At 51.4% G+C, this 21,308-nt stretch carries 11 protein-coding genes; 9 read left to right on the top strand and 2 right to left on the bottom strand.

Annotated features, from left to right (window positions below; translation table 11 throughout):
- Positions 1 to 290: 290 nt before the first annotated feature.
- The 7 genes from MKQ68_RS18580 to MKQ68_RS18550 all read left to right on the top strand — a co-directional run bounded on the left by MKQ68_RS18580 (position 291) and on the right by MKQ68_RS18550 (position 9,463).
- Positions 291 to 1,568, top strand: coding sequence for an MFS transporter (locus tag MKQ68_RS18580; RefSeq protein WP_264280421.1), 1,278 nt, complete (start codon positions 291 to 293; stop codon positions 1,566 to 1,568).
- A 19-nt stretch (positions 1,569 to 1,587) separates the two neighbouring features.
- Positions 1,588 to 2,748 (top strand): Gfo/Idh/MocA family protein, encoded by a 1,161-nt coding sequence (locus MKQ68_RS18575; RefSeq protein WP_264280420.1) that lies wholly within the window; start codon positions 1,588 to 1,590, stop codon positions 2,746 to 2,748.
- Positions 2,749 to 2,766: 18 nt separating this feature from the next.
- Positions 2,767 to 3,825: a sugar phosphate isomerase/epimerase family protein gene (locus MKQ68_RS18570; protein WP_244842335.1), complete on the top strand. Its 1,059-nt coding sequence runs from the start codon at positions 2,767 to 2,769 to the stop codon at positions 3,823 to 3,825.
- Between the two features lie 102 nt (positions 3,826 to 3,927).
- Positions 3,928 to 4,323 carry a c-type cytochrome gene (locus MKQ68_RS18565; protein ID WP_264280419.1) on the top strand — a complete coding sequence of 132 codons (396 nt, stop codon included), beginning with the start codon at positions 3,928 to 3,930 and terminating at the stop codon, positions 4,321 to 4,323.
- A gap of 119 nt (positions 4,324 to 4,442) precedes the next feature.
- Positions 4,443 to 5,165: a 3-keto-disaccharide hydrolase gene (locus MKQ68_RS18560; protein WP_264280418.1), complete on the top strand. Its 723-nt coding sequence runs from the start codon at positions 4,443 to 4,445 to the stop codon at positions 5,163 to 5,165.
- Positions 5,166 to 5,277: 112 nt separating this feature from the next.
- Positions 5,278 to 6,021 (top strand): ThuA domain-containing protein, encoded by a 744-nt coding sequence (locus MKQ68_RS18555; protein ID WP_264280417.1) that lies wholly within the window; start codon positions 5,278 to 5,280, stop codon positions 6,019 to 6,021.
- Between the two features lie 25 nt (positions 6,022 to 6,046).
- On the top strand, positions 6,047 to 9,463 hold the full coding sequence (locus MKQ68_RS18550; RefSeq protein WP_264280416.1) for a ThuA domain-containing protein: 3,417 nt from the start codon (positions 6,047 to 6,049) through the stop codon (positions 9,461 to 9,463).
- A gap of 329 nt (positions 9,464 to 9,792) precedes the next feature.
- Here MKQ68_RS18550 and MKQ68_RS18545 read toward each other — a convergent pair whose 3' ends face one another.
- The gene (locus tag MKQ68_RS18545) at positions 9,793 to 11,802 is read right to left on the bottom strand and encodes a polysaccharide lyase 8 family protein (RefSeq protein WP_264280415.1); all 2,010 of its coding nucleotides are present in this window, start codon (positions 11,800 to 11,802) and stop codon (positions 9,793 to 9,795) included.
- Positions 11,803 to 11,878: 76 nt separating this feature from the next.
- Positions 11,879 to 15,856 carry a hybrid sensor histidine kinase/response regulator transcription factor gene (locus tag MKQ68_RS18540; RefSeq protein WP_264280414.1) on the bottom strand — a complete coding sequence of 1,326 codons (3,978 nt, stop codon included), beginning with the start codon at positions 15,854 to 15,856 and terminating at the stop codon, positions 11,879 to 11,881.
- A 322-nt stretch (positions 15,857 to 16,178) separates the two neighbouring features.
- Between MKQ68_RS18540 and MKQ68_RS18535 the strand changes: the two genes are divergently transcribed.
- Together MKQ68_RS18535 and MKQ68_RS18530 are read left to right on the top strand one after the other, a co-directional pair.
- Entirely contained in the window at positions 16,179 to 19,250 is a 3,072-nt protein-coding gene (locus MKQ68_RS18535; protein ID WP_264280413.1) for a SusC/RagA family TonB-linked outer membrane protein, read from the top strand.
- Positions 19,251 to 19,260: 10 nt separating this feature from the next.
- Entirely contained in the window at positions 19,261 to 21,288 is a 2,028-nt protein-coding gene (locus MKQ68_RS18530; RefSeq protein ID WP_244842319.1) for a RagB/SusD family nutrient uptake outer membrane protein, read from the top strand.
- Positions 21,289 to 21,308 lie beyond the last annotated feature (20 nt).

Below are 21,308 nucleotides of genomic sequence, written 5' to 3'. Positions count from 1 at the left end.
CAGCACCGGACACTACCGCAGGATGGGCGGTAGTTTACGCATTGTAGAGACCTCCCGACTGCACCGGGGATCTTTAGAGGATCTCAAGAAGATCCTAACTAAAACCTAACTGAAACCCCTGTGTTTTAGTGCTAATTAGCTACATTTTAGTTACAGTTAGTTACGATCCTCTTACAATCCTCTTAAGATCAACGACTTGTTTGTTTGCCGAAAAATGAAAAAATCATTTTATATATTTAAAGGATTCCTTTTTCCCGAACAAATCACGTAAAAAAACATCCGCTCCCGTTATGAAAAAGCCAATAGAGCCTTCGAAACTATTTGTTGCCAGCTGCCTGGCCCTCCTTGTTACCTCGCTTTCCTTCGGCATCCGTGCTGGTATACTGGGCGAGTTAGGGGTGAAATTTAACCTGAATGTAAGCCAGTTAAGTATTATCGCCGGAACGGCCTTCTGGGGCTTTCCGCTGGCGGTGGTGATTGGTGGGTTCATTGTAGATTCTATCGGGATGAAACGGCTGCTCATGGCGGCTTTTGCGCTGCACCTGATCGGTATCGTGCTCACGATCTTCGCCAATGGCTTCTGGAGCCTGTTTATTTCCACGTTGTTCATAGGCATGGCCAATGGTACGGTGGAAGCGGCTTGTAACCCATTGGTGGCCAGTATTTATCCTAATAATAAGACCACGAAGCTCAGTCACTTTCACCTCTGGTTCCCGGGCGGCATCGTGGTGGGTACACTCATCGTTTTCTTGTTCAAAAATTATCTGAACCTGGGCTATGAGTGGCAGGTGGCGACGATGATTATTCCGACCATCATCTACGGATACCTGTTCCTGCAGCTGGAAATGCCGGTGACAGAGCGTGTGGCGGCGGGTGTGAGCGACAAGGAAATGTACCGCGCGCTTGGATCGCCATTGTTTATTTTTATCTTTATCATGATGTTCGGCACCGCGATCACCGAGCTGTTTACCGGCCAGTGGATCGATGTGTTGTTAAAGAATGTAACGGAAAATGCGATCCTCATCCTGGCGCTCACCGCAGGGGTACAAACCCTGGGACGCGCATTTGCAGGACCTTTGATCCATCGTATGGCACCGGCGGGCGTACTACTCGCCTCCGCGGTATTTTCGGCGATCGGCCTGTACATGCTGGGGCATGTAAGCGGTAACCTTATTTTCGCCGCAGCGATTATCTTTGGCATTGGGGTTACTTATTTCTGGCCTACGATGATCGGTTTTGTTTCCGAGAACGTGCCGAAGTCGGGCGCATTGGGTATGAATCTTGTTGGTGGCGCGGGCATGTTTGCCGTGTCGATTTACATGATTTTTATGGGCTCCTTTTATGATGGCATTATTGCACGTAACTTGCCGGCGAATGCCAGCCTGGATGCTTACCGCGGTGCAGCCGCCGGAACGCCCGAAGCAGCCGCATTTGCACAGGCACAGGCAGTGGCCGGACCAGAAATCATTAACGCCACTTTGGTAATACCCATTATATTAGTGGTGGCCTTTACAGGGCTGGTATTTTATATGAGAGGCCGTCAGAAGCCACATTTGCAAACAGCATAAAAAAGTAGAATCAAGAGATATGAACCGTAAACTTAGAATGGGCATGATCGGAGGCGGTAAAGACGCCTTCATCGGAGCCGTGCACAGAATTGCCGCCAATATGGACGGGCTGATTGAACTGAAAGCAGGCGCATTGAGCGTAAATCCTGAAATCGCCGTAGAATCGGGCCGTATGTTGTTCCTCGACGAGGACCGTACTTACACCGATTACAAAACGATGCTGGAAAAAGAAGCGGCGCGCACGGAAGACAGGCTGGATTTTATCACCATCGTTACGCCAAACTTCGCTCACTTCGAGCCGGCGATGATGGCGCTGGAGAAGGGCTTTCACGTAGTAGTGGAAAAGCCGATCACGCTGAACCTCGACGAAGCAAAACAACTGAAAGAGCAGGTGGCTAAAACCGGCCAGCTGTTACTGTTAACACATACTTACACCGGTTATCCAATGGCGAAACAAGCCCGCCAGATGGTAAAAGAAGGTGCCCTCGGCAAGATCCGTAAGGTATGGGTAGAATACCCGCAGGGCTGGCTCAGCAAACTGAGCGAGCGTGAAGGTAACGCCCAGGCAGCCTGGCGTACAGACCCTAAACGCAGCGGTAAAAGCGGCGCGTTCGGCGATATCGGTACGCATGCCTTTAACCTGGCCGAATATGTATCGGGCCTGCAGGTAGAAAAATTGTGTGCTGACCTGAACATCATGGTAGACGGCCGCGCGCTGGACGACGATGGCGCCGTACTCCTGAAATTCAACAGCGGCGCTGCCGGTGTACTCATGGCATCGCAGGTAGCTGCAGGTGAAGAGAACGCACTGAAGATCCGCGTTTATGGCGAGAAGGGCGGCCTGGAATGGGCGCAGCACGAACCAAACACGCTGATCGTACGGTGGCTCGACAAACCCACGGAGATCTACCGCCAGGGCACTGGTTTCGGTAACCTCTCCAGCTACACAGTACACAATACCCGCACGCCGGGCGGTCACCCCGAAGGTTACCTCGAAGCATTCGGCAACCTGTACCGCAACTTTGCCCTGCAGGTAAGCGCCCGCATCGATGGCACCACTCCTGCAGCTGAAGCGCTCGACATCCCGGGTGTGGAAGAAGGCATTCGTGGTATGGCGTTCATCGACACGGTAGTGAAATCATCTGCCAGCACAGAGAAATGGACCAAATTTGAAATCTAAAAAAGAGCGGAAGGTATTATGAAAACGATTAAAGGTCCGGGTATATTCCTGGCGCAGTTCGTAGACGATAAAGCGCCGTTCAATAACCTGAAAGATATCTGTAACTGGGCCGGCGGCCTGGGTTTTAAAGGTGTGCAGATCCCTACCTGGGACAGCCGCCTGATTGACCTGAAAAAAGCAGCTGAAAGCCAGACGTACGCGGACGAGCTGAAAGGCGTCGTAAAAGAAGCCGGTATGGAAATCACCGAGCTGTCGACCCACCTGCAGGGCCAGCTGGTAGCGGTGCATCCTGCGTATAACGAGTTGTTCGACGGTTTTGCGCCTGCAGAACTGCGTGGCGCGGGTAATGTGAAGGCACGCACCGAATGGGCCGTAAACCAGCTGAAGCTGGCGGCTAAAGCCAGTAAAAACCTGGGATTGAACGCTTCGGCGACCTTCAGCGGTGCATTGCTCTGGCAAACCGTGTATCCCTGGCCACAAAGGCCTGCAGGGCTGGTGGAAACCGGCTTTAAGGAATTGGCAAACCGCTGGTTGCCCATCCTGAATGAATACGATGCGAACGGTGTAGACCTTTGCTACGAAATTCATCCGGGTGAGGATTTACATGACGGCATCAGCTACGAGCGTTTCCTCGAAGCGACCGGCAACCATAACCGGGCCTGCCTGCTGTACGATCCGAGCCACTTTGTATTACAATGCCTCGACTACCTGGAGTACATTGATATTTACCATGAAAAGATCCGGATGTTCCATGTGAAAGATGCGGAGTTTAATCCTACAGGCCGTTCCGGCGTGTATGGCGGCTACCAGTCATGGATCGACCGTCCGGGTCGTTTCCGCTCACTGGGCGACGGTCAGGTAGACTTCAAAGGTGTTTTCAGCAAGCTGACCCAATACAACTTCAGCGGTTGGGCCGTAATGGAGTGGGAATGCTGCATGAAGCACCCGGAAGACGGCGCCAAAGAAGGGGCTGTTTTTATCAAAGATCACATCATTCGTGTAACAGAGAGGGCCTTCGACGATTTCGCCGGAACCGGCTCTGATGAAGCTTTTAATAAGAAAGTGCTGGGGATTTAACCCCGGCGCTTTCTCGCTTATGTAAAGATTTGGCAGGTTTTGAATTTTAAGTGTTAATTTCCCCGGCCTGTAAAATCAAGGAAGACAAAAATTACGATCAACATGACAAAGAAGTTTTTAACGCCGCTTGTAATAAGTGCATTGTTTATCGCGGCATGTGGCGGCGGTGGCGAAAAAAAGGAAGAAGCCAAATCTGATGAGGTGAAAATCGCAGCGAACGAAACGCCGGCCGCGCCAGTAGTTTCTAAAGGTGAAACGCTGATTGCCGCAAAAGACTGCCTTACCTGCCACAAGGTGGAACTGAAACTCGTAGGCCCGGCTTACATCGACGTAGCAAAAAAATATCCTGCCACAGAAGAGAATATAGCCATGCTGGCGGACAAAATCATTAAAGGTGGTACAGGTAACTGGGGCGAAGTGCCAATGACGCCGCACCCGGATATTCCTGTTGACGATGCGAAAGAAATGGTGAAATACATCCTTTCTACCGGTAAGTAAGCCTTTTAGTGCCTTTATAAATCACGTCATGCATGTTCCAGGTACACAGACTGGAATAAAGGGAGCGTTTGTTCCCGACCGATCACTAATAAACTAACAGTACTAAAGCATACTCTCTTATGAAACGTATCGTTTTTTCCGCCATGGCTGCCTGCATGATCGTCAGCGCATGTGCAACGGCCCAGGACGGAACCGGCTTAAGCAAAAAAGAAAAGAAAGCAGGCTGGAAACAGCTGTTCGATGGTAAAACACTCACCGGCTGGCACCAGTTTCACGCTAAACCCGGCAGCACGCCCGCCTGGAAAGCAGTAGACGGTACCCTGTTCCTGGACACTGATGCGAAAGCATCCGGTGCATCCGGCGGCGACCTGGTAACTAACGAAGATTATGAAAACTTCGAGTTCGAATACGAATGGAAGATATCACCCAACGGTAACAGCGGTGTGATGTTCGGCGTAAACGAAGACAAAAAGTACGGCGCTACTTATTCTACCGGTCCTGAAATGCAGGTAATCGACGATGCCGGCCACCCGGACGGTAAAAACAAAAAACACAATTCAGGTGAACTGTATGATATGATCGCGGCTCCTAAATTCTACGCTAAACCCGTAGGTGAGTGGAACAAAGCCAAAATCATTAAGAAAGATGGTAAAATTACTCTCTTCCTGAACGGTGAAAAAACGGCAGAAACTACCATGGGTACACCCGAGTGGCAGGAGCTGCTGAACAACAGCAAATTCAAAACCTGGAAAGGCTTTGGCGAATATCCGAAAGGTAAGATCGCGCTTCAGGACCATGGCGATAAAGTATGGTATCGCAATCTGAAGATCCGCCAGCTGTAATTATATTAATGCAATAGCGTTTATTGAACTGAGTGTCCTCTGTGGTGAGTCAATCCCCGGGGGACACCTGTTTTTTCGATAGTATCCTTACTTAAAATCCGAACATAACACGATGAGAAAAATTACGCTCCTGTTGTTGGCCCTCGTGGCCATGGTAAGTGTGGCAAACGCTAAGAAGAAGGCAAAACCAAGAGTCCTGGTATTTTCAAAAACCGCGGGTTTCCGGCATGATGCGATCCCGCAGGGAAAACTGGCCCTGTTAAAGCTGGGCGAGGAAAATGGTTTTGCAGTGGATACAACGGAAGATGCCGGTAAGTTTACCCCCGATAACCTGAAACAATATGCCGCGATCGTGTTCCTTAACACTACGGGCGACATCCTCAACGACGGCCAGCAGGCCGCGCTGGAACAATACATCCGCAAAGGCGGCGGATATGCAGGCATACACGCTGCAACCGATACAGAATATGAATGGCCCTGGTACAACCAGCTGGTGGGCGCTTACTTTCTCAGTCACCCCGCACAGCAAACGGCCACTTTAAAAGTAGTGAACCACGAACACCCTGCTACCAAACATCTGCCCAACGATTGGGTACGTAAAGATGAATGGTACAACTTTAAAAGCATCGTACCCGGCCTGAGTGTCCTCATCAAAATAGATGAAAGCACTTATGAAGGCGGCAAAAACGGCGACGATCACCCTATGAGCTGGTACCGCGATTTCGATGGCGGCCGCAGCTTTTACACAGAACTCGGACACACAAAGGCCTCCTATACAGAGCCGGCCTTTCTACAACACGTATTGGGCGGACTCGAATATGCAATGGGCAAACAATTCCCTAAGAAGAAGCGATAAATTTCACTAAAATCTAATGATCGTTATGAGGATACGAAGTCTCGTTTTCCTGGCCACGCTGGCGGTATTCGCCTTCCTGGCGGGCTGTAAAAAAACGCGCGAAGGCCAACCGCGGATACTGGTGTTTACAAAGACCAGCGGCTTTCACCATGCTGCCATCCCTGCCGGCATACGGGCTATTCAGAAGCTGGGTGCTGAGAATGGCTTTATAGTAGATACCACGGAAAATGCATCGAAGTTTAATGAAGACTCCCTGGCGAAGTACGCCGCCGTCGTGTTTTTATCGACTACCGGCGATGTGCTCAATAACTTCCAGGAGGCGGATTTTGAAAGATATATTCAATCCGGCGGCGGCTTTGTTGGCGTACATGCCGCAGCTGATACCGAATATGACTGGGCCTGGTACGGTAAACTGGTAGGCGGCTATTTCGAAAGCCATCCACCGGGTGTACACAAGGCAAAGATCAATGTACTGGTAAAGAATTTTGCGGCGACCAAAGACTTGCCCGAAGTATGGGAGCACACCGACGAATGGTATAACTATAAAAACTTCAACAAAGAGGTAAAGGTGCTGATGAACCTGGACGAGAAGAGTTATACCGGCGGTAAAATGGGGGCGGAACATCCCATCAGCTGGTACCATGACTTTGATGGTGGCCGCGCGTTTTACACGGGTCTTGGTCACACAGAAGAATCTTACACGGAAGCCGCTTTCCTGAAACACCTGTTAGGTGGTATTGAATACGCGATCGGTGATAATAAAGTGCTGGATTATTCTAAAGCCAGCGCCGTTCGCGTACCACAGGAAGATCGCTTTAGCCGCCAGGTGCTGGCCGGCGGCGAGTTTTTCGAACCAACGGAAATGACTATACTACCCAACCTCGACATCCTCGTAGCACAACGCCGTGGCGAGATACTGATGTACAACAACGGTACGAAAACATTGTCGCAGGTGGGTTTTCTGAATGTATATCACAAAACGAACGTAGAAGGTGTGAATGCGGAAGAAGGTGTATTGGGCATACAGGCCGACCCGGATTTTGAGAAGAACCATTACGTGTTCATCTTTTACTCACCGGCAGATACCTCTGTAAACCGTTTGTCGCGCTTTAAGTTCGAAAACAACCAGCTTGATCTCGCTTCTGAAAAGGTGGTATTGCAGTTTTATTCCCAACGCCAGATTTGTTGCCATACGGGCGGGTCTATCGCGTTTGGTCCGGACAAACTGTTGTACCTCTCCACCGGCGATAATACCACACCGTTCGATGAACCCAATCAGCCTTACACGACAAAGAGCTTCGGCCCGATCGACGATCGTCCGGGTCACTTGCAATACGACGGCCGCAGGACCTCTGCCAATACGAACGACCTGCGTGGTAAAGTGCTGCGCATCCGTGTGAAAGAAGATGGTTCTTATGAAATTCCGGATGGCAACCTGTACAAACCCGGCACCGCTAACACCAAACCGGAGATCTATGTAATGGGTACCCGCAACCCGTACCGTATTTCCGTTGACCAGAAAACCGGTTATCTCTATTGGGGCGAGGTAGGTCCGGATGCGGCAAACGACATTGAAGAGCGTGGCCCGCGTGGTTACGATGAAGTAAACCAGGCTAAAACGCCCGGCAACTATGGTTACCCGCTGTTCATTGGTAACAACAAACCTTATCGCCAGTTTAATTATGAAACCGGCGAAAGCGGCCCGGCCTGGGACCCTGCAAAGCCAGTGAACATATCCCGCAATAATACAGGTTTAAAAGACCTGCCGCCAGCACGCCCGGCATTCATCTGGTACCCTTACGGTAAGTCGGAAGAGTTCCCGCTCGTAGGCGCGGGTGGCCGTAATGCGGAAGCGGGTCCTGTTTATTACAGCGACCTGTATCCGAAAGAAACACGCCTGCCCGATTACTACGATGGCAAGCTGTTTATTTACGACTGGATCCGTAACTGGATCATGGCGGTAACGATGGATAAAGATGGCAACTATGTGAAGATGGAGCGCTTCATGCCAGGCACTAAATTCCATGCACCGATCGATATGGAAATGGGTCCGGACGGCCGCCTGTACGTATTAGAATACGGCAGCGGATGGTTCTCGAAAAACCCGGACGCAGCGCTCACCCGCATCGATTACAACGGCGGCAACCGGGCACCGGTAGCGAAGTTGAAGGTGGATAAAATTACCGGCGGCCTGCCGTTTAAAGTGAAAGTGAACGCCGAAGGTTCCAAAGACACGGACGGCGATCCGATCACGTACGTTTGGCATTTCGGCGACGGCAACAGGAAAGAAACGAAAGATCCGCAGGCTGAATTTACGTTTAGCCAACCGGGTGAGTACCTGATATCCGTAGAAGTGTTCGACGATAAAGGGGCACATACCCAAAGTAACGTTGTCGCGGTGTACGCGGGCAATGAAACGCCGGATGTAAAAGTGAACGTGAGTGGTAATAGTATGTTCTACTTCCCCGGTAAGAAGGTAAATTATACCGTGGCCATTACCGATAAGGAAGATGGCAACTCTGCGAACAGTACACTTGATATGGCAAACGTGTACATCAAACCGATGTATGTGGAAGGCCGGGATAAAGCGGCCATGCCGCAAGGCCACCAGGTAATATCCGGTGCCATTGCCGGTAAAAACATGGTGGAATCCGGCGATTGTAAATCATGTCATAAAGTAGATGAAAAGTCAATCGGGCCTTCCTTTAAACAAGTGAGCGAGAAGTATAAAAATGATCCGAAGGCGATGGATTACCTCGCACAAAAAATCATTCGCGGCGGCGCAGGCGTATGGGGCGAAGTAGCCATGTCGGCGCATCCTACGATCACCACCGGCGAAGCGAAACAGATCGCTGAGTGGGTGCTTTCTTTGGCAGGTGGCGTGCAGCAATCACCGTCGTTGCCGCTTACAGGCAGCGTAGACCCGCTGAACGGTGGCGAATGGAAAGAAAAGGGTATTTTCTACCTTGTGGCCAGCTATACCGATAAAGGCGCCGCAGGCATTCGTCCGATTACCGGCACCGCCAACGTAGAACTGCGCAACCCGATCTTCATCGCCGATCATTACGATGGTGCAGATGGGATGTCGTCTATGGAAGTGGAAGGTAAACGTTTCGTGTTGCCGTCTAAACAAGGCTGGTTGTCATACAAAGACATTGACTTTGCAGAAGTGAACGGCATCGAGTTTAACTACGCCGTGCAGGATTCTACGATGACCACCGGTTACGTAGTGACCGCGCACCTCGATAGCCCCACCGGCCAGCAACTCGGCGAAACGGTGTTAGGCCCCGGCGCATCGGCCGGTAAGCTGAATATCGCAGCTGTCAATTTTGCGACGTTGACGGGTAACAAGCCACGCAGCTTGTACCTGGTCGTGAAAGCGCAGGATCCGGCGATACAGTCGGCGGTGTTGTTGTATAGTTTTAAGTTGGTGTCGAAGTGATTTTAGTGCGTAGTTTCGTCGTCTTCTCGCCGCTATTGCGAGCGTGAAGATAAGAGCGGAGGTTTGCTTCATTTCATTCGCAATGACGGGGAGGGAACGACCGTCTCCTCACCGTCATTGCGAGCAGGGCGAAGCAAACTTCGTGTGTAGTCTTCGCGCAAAGATAAGAGGGGAGGTTTGCTTCATTTCATTCGCAATGACGATTTAACTGACGCCTATCTCGCGCCGTCATTGCAACCGAAGGGAAGCAAACTTTGTGTGCAGTCTTCGCGTTTCTAAGTAAATAACAATAAAAAGAGAGGCTGCCCGTACAGGCAGCCTCTCTTTTTTTAACGGATATCGTACTTCATCGTTCCTCCTGCAAACGCCCCCGACGGCATGTTGCAGGTAATATGACGTGGTTGCTGCATGCCGGGCAGTTGAATACTTACTTGCACCGGCGAATCTGATTGGGTAGGGTCGGCAATGGATAACTTGTTGTCGCGTATCATCAGCACGCAGGGACGATCGACGGTAATTTGGTTGTTGAAGGTGCCGGCTTTGTAAAATACTACCTGCCATATCTTTAAACTGTTGTGATATACCGCCTGTATATCCGCCGTGTTTTGTAACACGCTTACGGCTTTGGCATTGTAAGATGCCATATCCTGGCCGGGTAGGATGTAGTATACATAAGAGGCGTCTTTCGGTTGCTGGCCATGATCGATCCAGAGTTTAAATACTTCCTTACGTTGTGGATCTTTAATACCATTTTTATTGATCGAGTACCAGTCGCCTGTTTGCGTCGCGGTACTCAGCTGCACATTGGCAGCCGAAGGAAAGTAATAACTGATGCCGTTGTGCGTGAACCATTGTTTGCCCTTTTGCACTTTGCCCGCCAGCAGGCATTGGTTAACGGTAGTGTATATATTTTCCCTGGCGGTGGAGGTGATACCTGCACCTAAACAAACCACTTCCTCATCGAAGAAGAACCAGGCTTTACGCGCCTGTGTGTTGTAATCAGAAAAGTCCAGGGCGGCTGCACCGTACAGCGAGTCGGATACTCCTCCGCAAAAAGGCGTAGTGCCAAAGTTGAAGCCCCAGGCTTTGCGGATGGGGATGTTGGTAATATAGGGAACGGTAGTGCCGGGAATCATACTCCAGTCCCACACGGGAAAAATATTAAGGTATTCGCCGCCGGTGGTGTTAAGACTGTACGAACCATCCGATAAGTAATATCCTTTCAGGTTTTCATCGTTGCCGTTTTCCTGCTTAGCCGTGCGCGGCGAGGTGCCGTGTACACCGATGAAGTAGCCCGGGCGGGTATGTGTAGCATAATCTGATCGCCAGTATTGCGTATGGTTAGCTTTCACGCCGTAAGAGGCGGGTTGTTTGCCGAAGTTGCGCCCAATGGCGGCTTCATATTCCTGCGCATGGCCCGGGTCCAGCTCCTTCAGCTTTTGCAGGTTGGCGGTACCGCCGGGAGCTAAAGCGTTCAGTCGGCTGATGCTGCGGCCAGCGGTGCCATAGTCCACGGTTTTGCCGCGCCTAACTTTTAAGAACGTATTGCGGACGAAGTTGCTGAATATATCCAGCTGCTCCCCGGATAACGCGTAAGAGGTGCCACGGAGGTAGTAAGCGATGCGGGTTTCGCCCTCCACGAACACCGCGCCGTAGCCATATACGTATAACTGCGCACCGTGTTGCTGGTACGAGTAGTCGTGCTGAATACCTTCTTCGGTAGTGAGCCGGATGGGATAAAATGCTTCGGATACGCCCAGCTGCATGAGGGTGTCATTAGCGGTAAGGCAGGCGCGGTAAATATAGTGAGTCGCGATGTCGAGTTTGTTGGCGCCGGTCCATTTGCGCGGGTCGCCACGTTCCATCTGTTGTAACAGTCGGCCACGCAGCTCTTTCGGGAAACTGGTGCCTTCCAGCAGGATGAGGATTTCGCCCAGGTGCTGCGGGCTGAATATCTGGTTGTGATACCAGTTCCAGCTTTGCGGGTCTTTTTCGTCCCAGTAGGTGAGCGCGCTGGTGATGCCGTTCAGCAGGGCCGCCTGCCGGTGATAGGTACTGGCCGTATTGATATACGCCTGCGCGAATGTTTGTACCCGGTTCAGGTGGGTGCCGGCAGAGAAGTCGCGGGTGTCGCGGCCGTAGTCGATGTCGGCCCAGGAACCATCCTTCTGCAGGGTCATTAATACGCTGGTGATGATCTTATCCTGGCGGGCCGTGTTGGCCGCGTCGGGGATCATGTCTTTACGGATGCGATCTAAAATAGTGGTATACTCCGACTGGGCCAGCAAGGTACTGGCGGCGAGCAGTGGTATCAACAGGAAAATGAATAGTTTTTTCATAACGTTCGATGTGCCACAAAAATAACCCACGGCACTTCGCAGGCAGGGTGATTTTTCAAAATAAAAGGGGAGAAAATTATAATTCGGGCTGACCGGCGTACTCGGTAGGCGTTTTGCCGAACTGTTTCCGGAACTCGCGGCTGAAGTATTTGCTGTCGCTATATCCCACCATGTAGGCCACCTGGTACACGGTATGTTTTTTCGTGCGGATGAGCTCCGCCGCTTTTTTTAATCGCAGGGATTTGATAAAGTCGTTTACCGACATGTTGGTCACGGCCTTCAGCTTCTTATATAACACTGGCTGACTCATGGCCACCTTTTTCGCAAGCATGTCTACCCCAAAGTCCGGATCATCCATGTATTCCTCCACCAGCGCCATTACCTTTTCGAGGAAAGCCGTATCGACGCTGTTGGGCACCGCTTCGGCCACGGCGATGGGTGCGGGTTCGGCTGCCTGTAACTGATGGCTGAAGCGTTCGCGCATCTTTTCGCGGGAGGCAAGCAGGTTGCGTACGTTGAGCGATAATACCTGAGCACTGAAAGGTTTGGTGAGATATAGGTCTGCGCCGGTTTCCAGGCCGCTTACATGATCGGCCTGCGAACTTTTGGCGGTGAGCAGTACCACCGGGATGTGGCTGGTGCGTTCATCGGTTTTTAGCGCCTGGCAAAGTTGCAGCCCGTCCATATCGGGCATCATCACGTCGCTGATCACCAGGTCGGGGATGTGGGTGCCAGCCAGTTGCAGGCCATCGGCACCATTGGCACTTTCCAGTATATGGTATTGGTCCCGGAAGATATCGCGGACCAGTGCGCGCAGTTCCGGGTTGTCTTCCACGATGTGAATAGTGAACGTAGCATCACCGGGTGCTGCCGGAGCTACATCTGTATCGTTAAAGTCAGTGGTGGCTATCGGTGCTACATGTTCATGCTGCACGGTTTCGCCGATTACGTGCTGGGTGCCTTCGAAGTGGCGTTTGCCCTGCAGCAGGGTAACGGTAAAGGTGGTGCGGCCTTCTTTGTCTGTGGTGGGCGGTTCGCTGCTTACTTCCAGGCGGCCTTTGTGCTGCTCCACAATGTGCCGCGACAGTGCCAGCCCAATGCCGTAACCGGTGTTCTGCACGCCATGGTCCTGCACCTGGAAGAAGTTGGAAAATATATTATCGAGATGATCGGCGGCAATGCCACGGCCGTTGTCGGTAACGGTAACGGTCACACTGTTACGGGCAGTGGCCACATGCAGCTGAATACGTCCGCCGGCAGGCGTAAACTTAAACGCATTACCGAGCAGGTTAAAGAACACTTTTTCGAGCTGACCGGGGTCGAAGTACAAGGGTACATTTTCAATATCATGTGTAAAACTGATACTGATGTTCCGCTCCAGCGACAATTCGCGGTAACTGGTGTATATACCGTCCAGGAAGCTGATCAGGTCTTGCTCCTGCACGCGTAAAGTGAGATGGCCGCTTTCTGCTTTGCGGAAGTCCATCAGCTCACTCACCAGTTTTAATAACCGGTCGGCGTTACTGCGCATCTGGGAAAGGGCGGTGGTGTTATTATCGTCCAGCATCTTTTCAACAGGCGCCATCAGTAAGGTAAGGTGCGTGCGAATTTCGTGGGAGATGTGCGTAAAAAAGTTCAGTTTCACCTGGTGCAGTTCTTCTTCTTTACGCAGCAACGCCCGCAGGAAGAAGAAGCGGGAAATACCGAAGACCAGCAACGCCACCACGATCGCGTACAGGCTGTACGCCCACCAGGTACGCCAGAAGGGCGGCAGTACGGTAATATCAATGCTAACCGGCTCACTCCACACGCCATCGTTGTTCGCGGCCTTTACCCAAAACGTATATTGGCCGGAAGATAGGTTCGTGTACGTAACCGAAGGAACAGCGGTTTCTATCCAGTCACGGTCGGCCCCTTCGAGGCGGTAAGCGTAACGGTTCTTGTTGCTTTTTACAAAGTTCAGCAGCGCAAAGTCGAGCGTAAAAACTTCCTGGTTGGGACGAAAGCGTAGCTCTTTGGTGAAGGCTATATCCTGCTCCAGCAACTTACTGGCATCCCCGATGCCCACGGGGTTGTTGAACAACTTAAGCCCGGTAAACCGGATGGGAGCCTTGTGGTTATTGACGGTTAGCCGTTCGGGGTAAAAACTGGTAATGCCATTGTATCCCCCGAAAAGTAATTCGCCACGGCTGTCTTTTAAAAAGGAGTTGTAGTTAAATACATTGCCCGCAATCCCATCGCTTACCGTATAAGTCTGGAACGTGTTTTTATCAGGATCGAATTTTACCAGGCCATTGTCGGTGCTGATCCAGAGCAGGTGTTGCGCATCTTCAAGCAGGCCGAGCACATTGCTGTTGGGCAGTCCGTCCTTCTCGGTATAATGGCGCTGCTCTTGCAGGTTTTTGTTATAGCGGATAAGCCCGCCGTAATACATGCTGATCCATATATTATGACGCGAATCCTGTTGAATGGCATTTACATAACCGGGCTGCAGGCGTTGCAGCGAGTCGCCGTTCAGTATATAAATACCGGAAATAGTTCCAATCCAGATGCGCCCCTTTGCATCTTCGAGCAAGGCGCGGATGGAAGTACGTTCGATATCGCTGATGAGTGATGAGTCCTTTTCTTTTACGAGCTCCTCGCCGCGCCGGTGTAATAAATGTAACCGGTCGTTGGCGCCGGCCCAGAAACGCCCTTTACTATCTTCCAGCATCGCCGTGATCTCCCGCGAAAAAGAACTTGGATCGCCGGCGCTGTAAAAGCTGCGCCGGAACCGGCCGTTGGGTAGTAACAGGTTAAGCCCGCCGCCGTGGGTGCCTATCCATATATGATGGTCTTTATCTTCATACACCACTTTCACCAGGTTGGAGCCCAGGCTTTGCGGATCGGTAGGATCGTGTTTGTACCAGGTGAACTTACCCGTTTTGCGGTCGAGGTAGTTTAAACCGCCGCCTTCGGTGCCGATCCACAGGTTATGTTGCGCATCTTCCAGCATGTTGCTGATCACGTTGTTACTCACGCCGTTCAGCCGCGGTGTGTTCTGCCAGGCGGTAAACGCCGTTCCGTACCGGTGCGACATATTCACGCCGCCGAAGTAGGTGCCCAGCCACATAGAGCCGTTACCGTCCTCGTACATGCTGTGAATAGAGTTCTGGCTGATGCTGGCGATGTTTCCTGCCTCATGCTGATAGGATTGCTGTTGCATGGTGGCCGGATCAATAATACTCAGCCCTTCCTGCGTGCCCACCCACATTTTACCTTCACGGTCGCGTACAATGCGGCGCACGATGTTGTTCACGATGCCCGGGTGACCAAGATGCGTCATCTTACCGGTAGCAGGATCATAAATATCGATGCCGGCAGTCTGGGTGCCTATCCATAATTTACCCGAAGGATCTTCGGCAATGGCGGTAATAAAGTTCATGGACAATCCGGCCAGAGCGCCCTCGCCGGGATGAAAGGTTTGCACCTGCTCGCCGGTAATTTTGGACAGCCCGGTATTGGTCGCGATCCAGATGCTGCCGCTCCGGTCTTCGTAAATTGCGCGGATGACCCAGCCCGCGAGTTGCGGCGGTTCCAGTTTGCGGATGGATGTGCCGTTGGACACGTACAGCCCGTTATTGCCGCCGAACCAATACTGCCCCTTCGTATCCTGGTAAATACAGTTGATGTTTGTTTGTCGCCCGCTGTAAAGGGACACCCGGGTAAATTTACCGGTAACCGGGTTAAACCTCGAAACGCCGGCCGTGGTGCCCACCCACATTTGCTGCTGCTTATCTATATATAAGGACACCACCTGGTTGTCCGGCAGGGAGGTACTGTCTTCCGGGTTGGTCCTGTAAATCTTAAAACGTTGCCCGTCGTACCGGCTGAGGCCATACCGGGTACCCAGCCAAAGGAAGCCCTGGCTGTCCTGCGTGATGGCTAAAACGGCGTTGTGCGACAGCCCGTCCTCCACGGTGAGGTGCTGGAAACTGGCTGTTTGCGCCCGGCTTTTTGTGGAAAAAGCGACCGCGATCAGCAGGTATACCAGGAACATTCGCCGGAAAATCATGCCCCTAATATAAGCAATGGCGGGAAAAAAGGGAGTTTTTTCGACAGAAGTCGTATTTTATCGGTTTGATAATCAAATTGTTGTGGTGTGTTTATAAAATTCACCCTATTCATTTACGATTCTCGCCCCGCTGTGTGCCGGGGATTTACATAATTGCAGGTAAGTGAAAAAATCAACCAGGTCATAAATTCCACAAATTATGATGAACACAAAAATTGTTGTACCAACGTCCCGGTATGCCGCGAAGGTTTTTTGGGGGAGTTTATGGATGCTACTATTTCCTCTTATTTTATTTGGACAGAAAAAAACGATTTCAGGAACGGTGCGGGATGGAAATGGCGAGCTGTTACCAGGCGTAACCATCTCCGTTAAAAATGACAAAGCAGGAGCCAATACGAACGAACAAGGCCGGTTTACCATTTCGGTAGCCTCCGGCGCCACACTCGTATTTTCTTACGTGGGCTTCGAAACCACCGAAGTAAAGGTGGATAATAAAACCGAATACGCCGTTCGCCTGAAGGAAAAGGTGGGCAGTCTGAGCGACGTGGTGGTAGTAGGTTATGCCACCCAGGCCCGTAAAGATCTTACCGGCGCCGTGGGCAGCGTAAACATGAAAGATTTTTCAAAGGCCCCGGTAAAATCGTTCGACGAGGCGCTGGCCGGTCGCGTAGCGGGTGTAACCGTAGCGAGTAACGACGGTCAGCCCGGTTCGGTGGCCAACATCACCATCCGCGGGGCAGGGTCTATTTCGCAGGATAACTCGCCGTTGTATGTAATTGACGGCTTCCCGACCGAAAACGCGAATGCCAATGCGATCAGCCCGGCCGACATCGAGTCGATCGACATCCTGAAAGATGCTTCCGCCACCGCTATCTACGGTGCGCGTGGTTCTAACGGGGTTATCCTCATCACCACCAAAAAAGGTAAAACAGGCGCCCCGCAGGTGACTTACAACGCCTATTACGGCTGGCAACAGAATCCGCAGAAACAAAAAATGATGGATGCCTACGAGTTTGTACGCTATGTAGGCGATATCAATCCCGCTATTTATGATTCTGTTTACCTGGCCAAGGGCGTCACGCTGGAGGATTATCGCAATGTGGAGTCGCTGGACATGCAGGATTATGTTTACCAGGTGGGTCAGAACCAGAACCATGATATTGCGGTACGCGGTGGTACGGATAAAACGAAGTACTCACTCTCCGGCAACTTCAATAACCAGAAAGGGATTATCATCAACAGTGGTTTTAAACGTTACCAGGGCCGCTTCTCACTGGACCAAACCGTGAGCGACCGGCTGAAGGTGGGGCTTAATGCGAACTATGCCTACAGCGAAGCTTTTGGTGTGCCCATTTCCGCTGCTAACTTTTATGCATCGGCTACCACCTTGTATTCGGTATGGGGCTTTCGTCCGACCACGAGCATATCTGGCCGCGACAGTGGTGTAAACCTGATCGATGAGTTTTATGATCCGGGTAACGAACTGGCGAATAACCAGGACTACCGTGTAAACCCGTACCAGCACATCAGCAATCAGCTTACACTTAATAAAGAGCATGTACTGAACGCGAATGCTTATGCAGAATACAAACTTATAAAAGACCTTACGCTGCGGGTTGCGGGCGGTATGAACGTTTGGAACCGTGAGATAGATGTGTTCAATAACTCGAAAACGCAATCGGGCAGTAAATGGAGTTCTAATGGCGTGAATGGTTCTATCGAGTTTCGTCCATCCTCCACATGGAGAAGTGAAGCGGGCCTGAATTATCGGAAACGCTGGAACAAAGTACACAATTTTACCGCGCTGGCAGTGTTTGAAGCGCAGGGGAACAAATCTGCCATCAGGCGCTTGTCTGCCACACAAATACCAAACGAAGAACTCGGCCTGGATGCCATCGACCTGGCGCCGCCCGCCAATACTTCGCTCACCTCTTCTGCATCCTCCTGGACAATGGCGTCGGCAGTGGCCCGTGTGAATTACGATTATCAATCCAGGTATTTATTCTCCGCCTCTGTTCGTGCCGATGGTTCTTCCAAGTTTGCACCGGGAGGACGTTGGGGTTACTTTCCCGCAGCATCTGCCGCCTGGCGTTTCAGCAGCGAGGAGTTTATGAAACCGCTGCGTGTGATCTCTGATGCGAAACTGAGGATCGGTTATGGTGCGTCCGGTAACAACCGTGTGGGCGACTTCGCTTACATGCCGCAACTGACGCTGAGCAACCGTAACTTCTGGTATGCTGCAGGCAACAATCCGCTTGCTATCGGCGCGTTTATCAGCTCTGCCGGTAACCCGAGCCTGAAGTGGGAAACGAACGAACAAACCAACATCGGCCTCGACCTGTCGTTCTTCCGCAACAGCCGCCTGTCCGTTACGATCGACGCTTACCACCGCACTACGCGCGATCTGCTGCTGAACGCGGCATTGCCTTACAGTATTGGTGTAGAGAATGGTCTTGGATTCAAAAATATCGGCAAACTGCAAAACAGGGGGCTGGAATTCACCGTGGCCGGCGTCATTATAGAACAAAAGAAATTCACCTGGAGCAGCAACTTTAACATCAGTTTCAACAGAAATAAAATCCTGGAACTCACGGAAGGACAAACGTCTATCCTTTCAGGCAACGGTACGTTCTTCAATACAACCTACTCCAGCCTGTTCCCGTATATTTCTGCCATTGGCAGGCCGATGGGAGAGATGTACGGACTGGTATTCGACGGCGTATATCAATACAGCGATTTCGACCTGATGCCGAATGGGACTTATCTTTTAAAGTCAGATGTCGCAACTAACGGTTCCGCACGTACGGCCATTCGTCCGGGTGATATCAAATACCGCGACCTGAATGGTGACCTCAACGTGAACAACCAGGACTACACCATTATCGGCAGCGGCCTGCCTAAACACGCGGGTGGTTTCAGTAATGATTTCCAGTACGGTAATTTCGACCTGAACGTATTGTTACAATGGTCGTACGGTAACGATGTGGTGAATGCCAACCGTTATGTGTTTGAAGGTGGTATCGTGAACAACCCGAACCTGAACCAGCTGGCCACCTACGCCAACCGCTGGACGCCGACAAACCCGAGCAACACGTTGTTCCGTGCCGGTGGTATGGGTAACGCCGCTTACTCTTCCCGTGTGATAGAAGATGGTTCTTACCTGAAGCTGCGTACCGTATCGCTGGGTTACACGGTGCCTCCTGCTGTGTTGAAACGTGCGAAGATCAAAAACGTCCGCTTGTATGCATCTGCACAAAACCTGTACACCTGGTCTAATTACTCCGGTACCGATCCGGAAGTGTCCGGCAGGGACGGCAACCTCACGCCCGGTTTCGACTACGCCGTGTATCCTCACGCCCTTTCCTATGTAGCCGGATTAAACGTCACCTTCTAAACTGATGAACATGAAACGCATTTGGATATTAGCAATCGCTTTGGCAGGTTTCAGCTCCTGTAATAAATTCCTCGATACAAAACCAACCGACTTTTACGGCAATACGAACTATTACGAAACGGAGGCGCAGCTGCAACAGTCGCTCAACGCGATTTACAGCAACCTTATCCGTTCTGAATTATATGGCCAGGTAATGGGCTTCAACTTTACCACCACGACGGACGAAGTAATGTCGAACCGCACGGCGGACGGCGACACACGCGGCTTGCGTTACAATTATGACGCTTCGCAGGTGTATGTGGCCGGCATATGGCGGTACTGTTATGTAGGCATCCGCAACATCAATTCGTTGCTGGAAAATATCAACAAACCCGAAATGGATTCCACCCGCCGCAATATCATTAAAGGGCAGGCGATTTTTTTACGCGGTTATTATTATTTCCTGCTGACGCACAACTATGGTGATGTGCCGCTTGTATTAAGAACGCTTGCGATCAATGAAGTGAACATACCGGCTGCGCCGCAGAAACAAGTGTACGAACAGATCGAAAAGGATATGAAAGAAGCGGAAGTGTTGCTGAAAGATTATACCTCCGCAAAGCTGGGTTACAACGATGTGGTTACGCTTACTGCGGTACAATCCGTGCTGGCACGTGTATATTTATACTGGGCCGGTTACCCGCAGCATGACGCATCAAAATATAAAGATGTAATTACTTATTGTGATAAGGTGATCAACTCCAGCCTGCACGCGTTGAACCCGGACTATCGCCAGGTATTTACGAACCTGTCGCGCGATCAGTACGACATCAAAGAAAGCATCTGGGAACTGGGCTCACAAGGCGCTGCGCCGGGCGTGCCGAATAAAAGCGGTAACGATATCGGCAACTTCGTAGGCATACAATCTGCCATCGTCGCTACCGACACCAGCTCCTATTCATCTGCTGCCTGGGTATGGGTAACACGCAAGTTGTTCGATGCCTACCAGGTAGATCCGGCCAGTACCGCGACACCTAATAAATCGTCGCTCGACATCCGCCGTGACTGGAATTGTGCGAATTATATCTACAGCGGTAATCCGCGCGTGAAAGCAGCGCGTACTTCGCCATGGATGATGTGCGCCGGTAAGTTCCGTCGTGAGCTGGCACCGCAATCTGTCCGTAACATCAATGGCGTGGGCGGTACTTATAACATCAACTGGCCGGTGATCCGTTATTCGGATGTGTTGCTGATGCGTGCAGAGGCAGAGAATCATGAAAACGGTCCGGGTGCGGCTTATCCATACATTAATGAAGTGCGGAAAAGAGCATACGGTTTAATGAATGGCAACGTGGTGAAATCCTTTACCATCACAAACCAGGGATCAGGCTATACGACGGCACCTGCTATCGTGATTTCCGGTGGTGGCGGCAACGGTGCAACGGCAACGTCGGTGATTACAAGCAACCGGGTAACGGGTATTTACCTGAGCAGTCCGGGCGCGTTAACTGCCGGCTCTTACTACAGTGCAGCACCAACTGTGGTAATCGGCACCTTCTGGACGCCGGGTGTTACGTATGCAGCCAATACACAGGTAACCAACGGTGGCAGACTGTACACCGTAACAACAGCAGGTACATCTACCAATACACCGCCAACCCATACAACCGGTGCGTCCAGCGCAGCGTTGACAGGCGCCGTGTTTACCTACGCAGGTGTGGCGGCAACGGCTACTGCGACGATCACCAGTGGTAATGAGTATGAGCTTACAGCCGGCTTGGATCAGGCGGGTTTTCAGCTCGCGATCCGGGATGAGCGTATGCGTGAGTTATGTTTTGAAGCCGTACGAAAAGCAGACCTGATCCGTTGGGGCAACTTCGTCAACGATATGGCTGAATTTGCGGCGTATGCAACAGGTAATGGTGCGAGTGTAACCGCCACCGGTAATGTGAACGGCCTGGCCGGTGTGCGCGCCGTTTCAGCCAGGCACGTGCTGCTTCCGAAACCTACTTATGAACTGAACCTGAACAAAGATCTGGTGCAAAATCCAGGCTGGTAATCCACCACAAAACTGTTAGA

The sequence above is a fragment of the Chitinophaga horti genome (assembly GCF_022867795.2).
In the GTDB taxonomy this organism is placed as follows: Bacteria; Bacteroidota; Bacteroidia; order Chitinophagales; family Chitinophagaceae; genus Chitinophaga; species Chitinophaga horti.
Note: the sequence above shows the minus strand (reverse complement) of the source record. Positions and strands in the feature narration are given on the sequence as shown.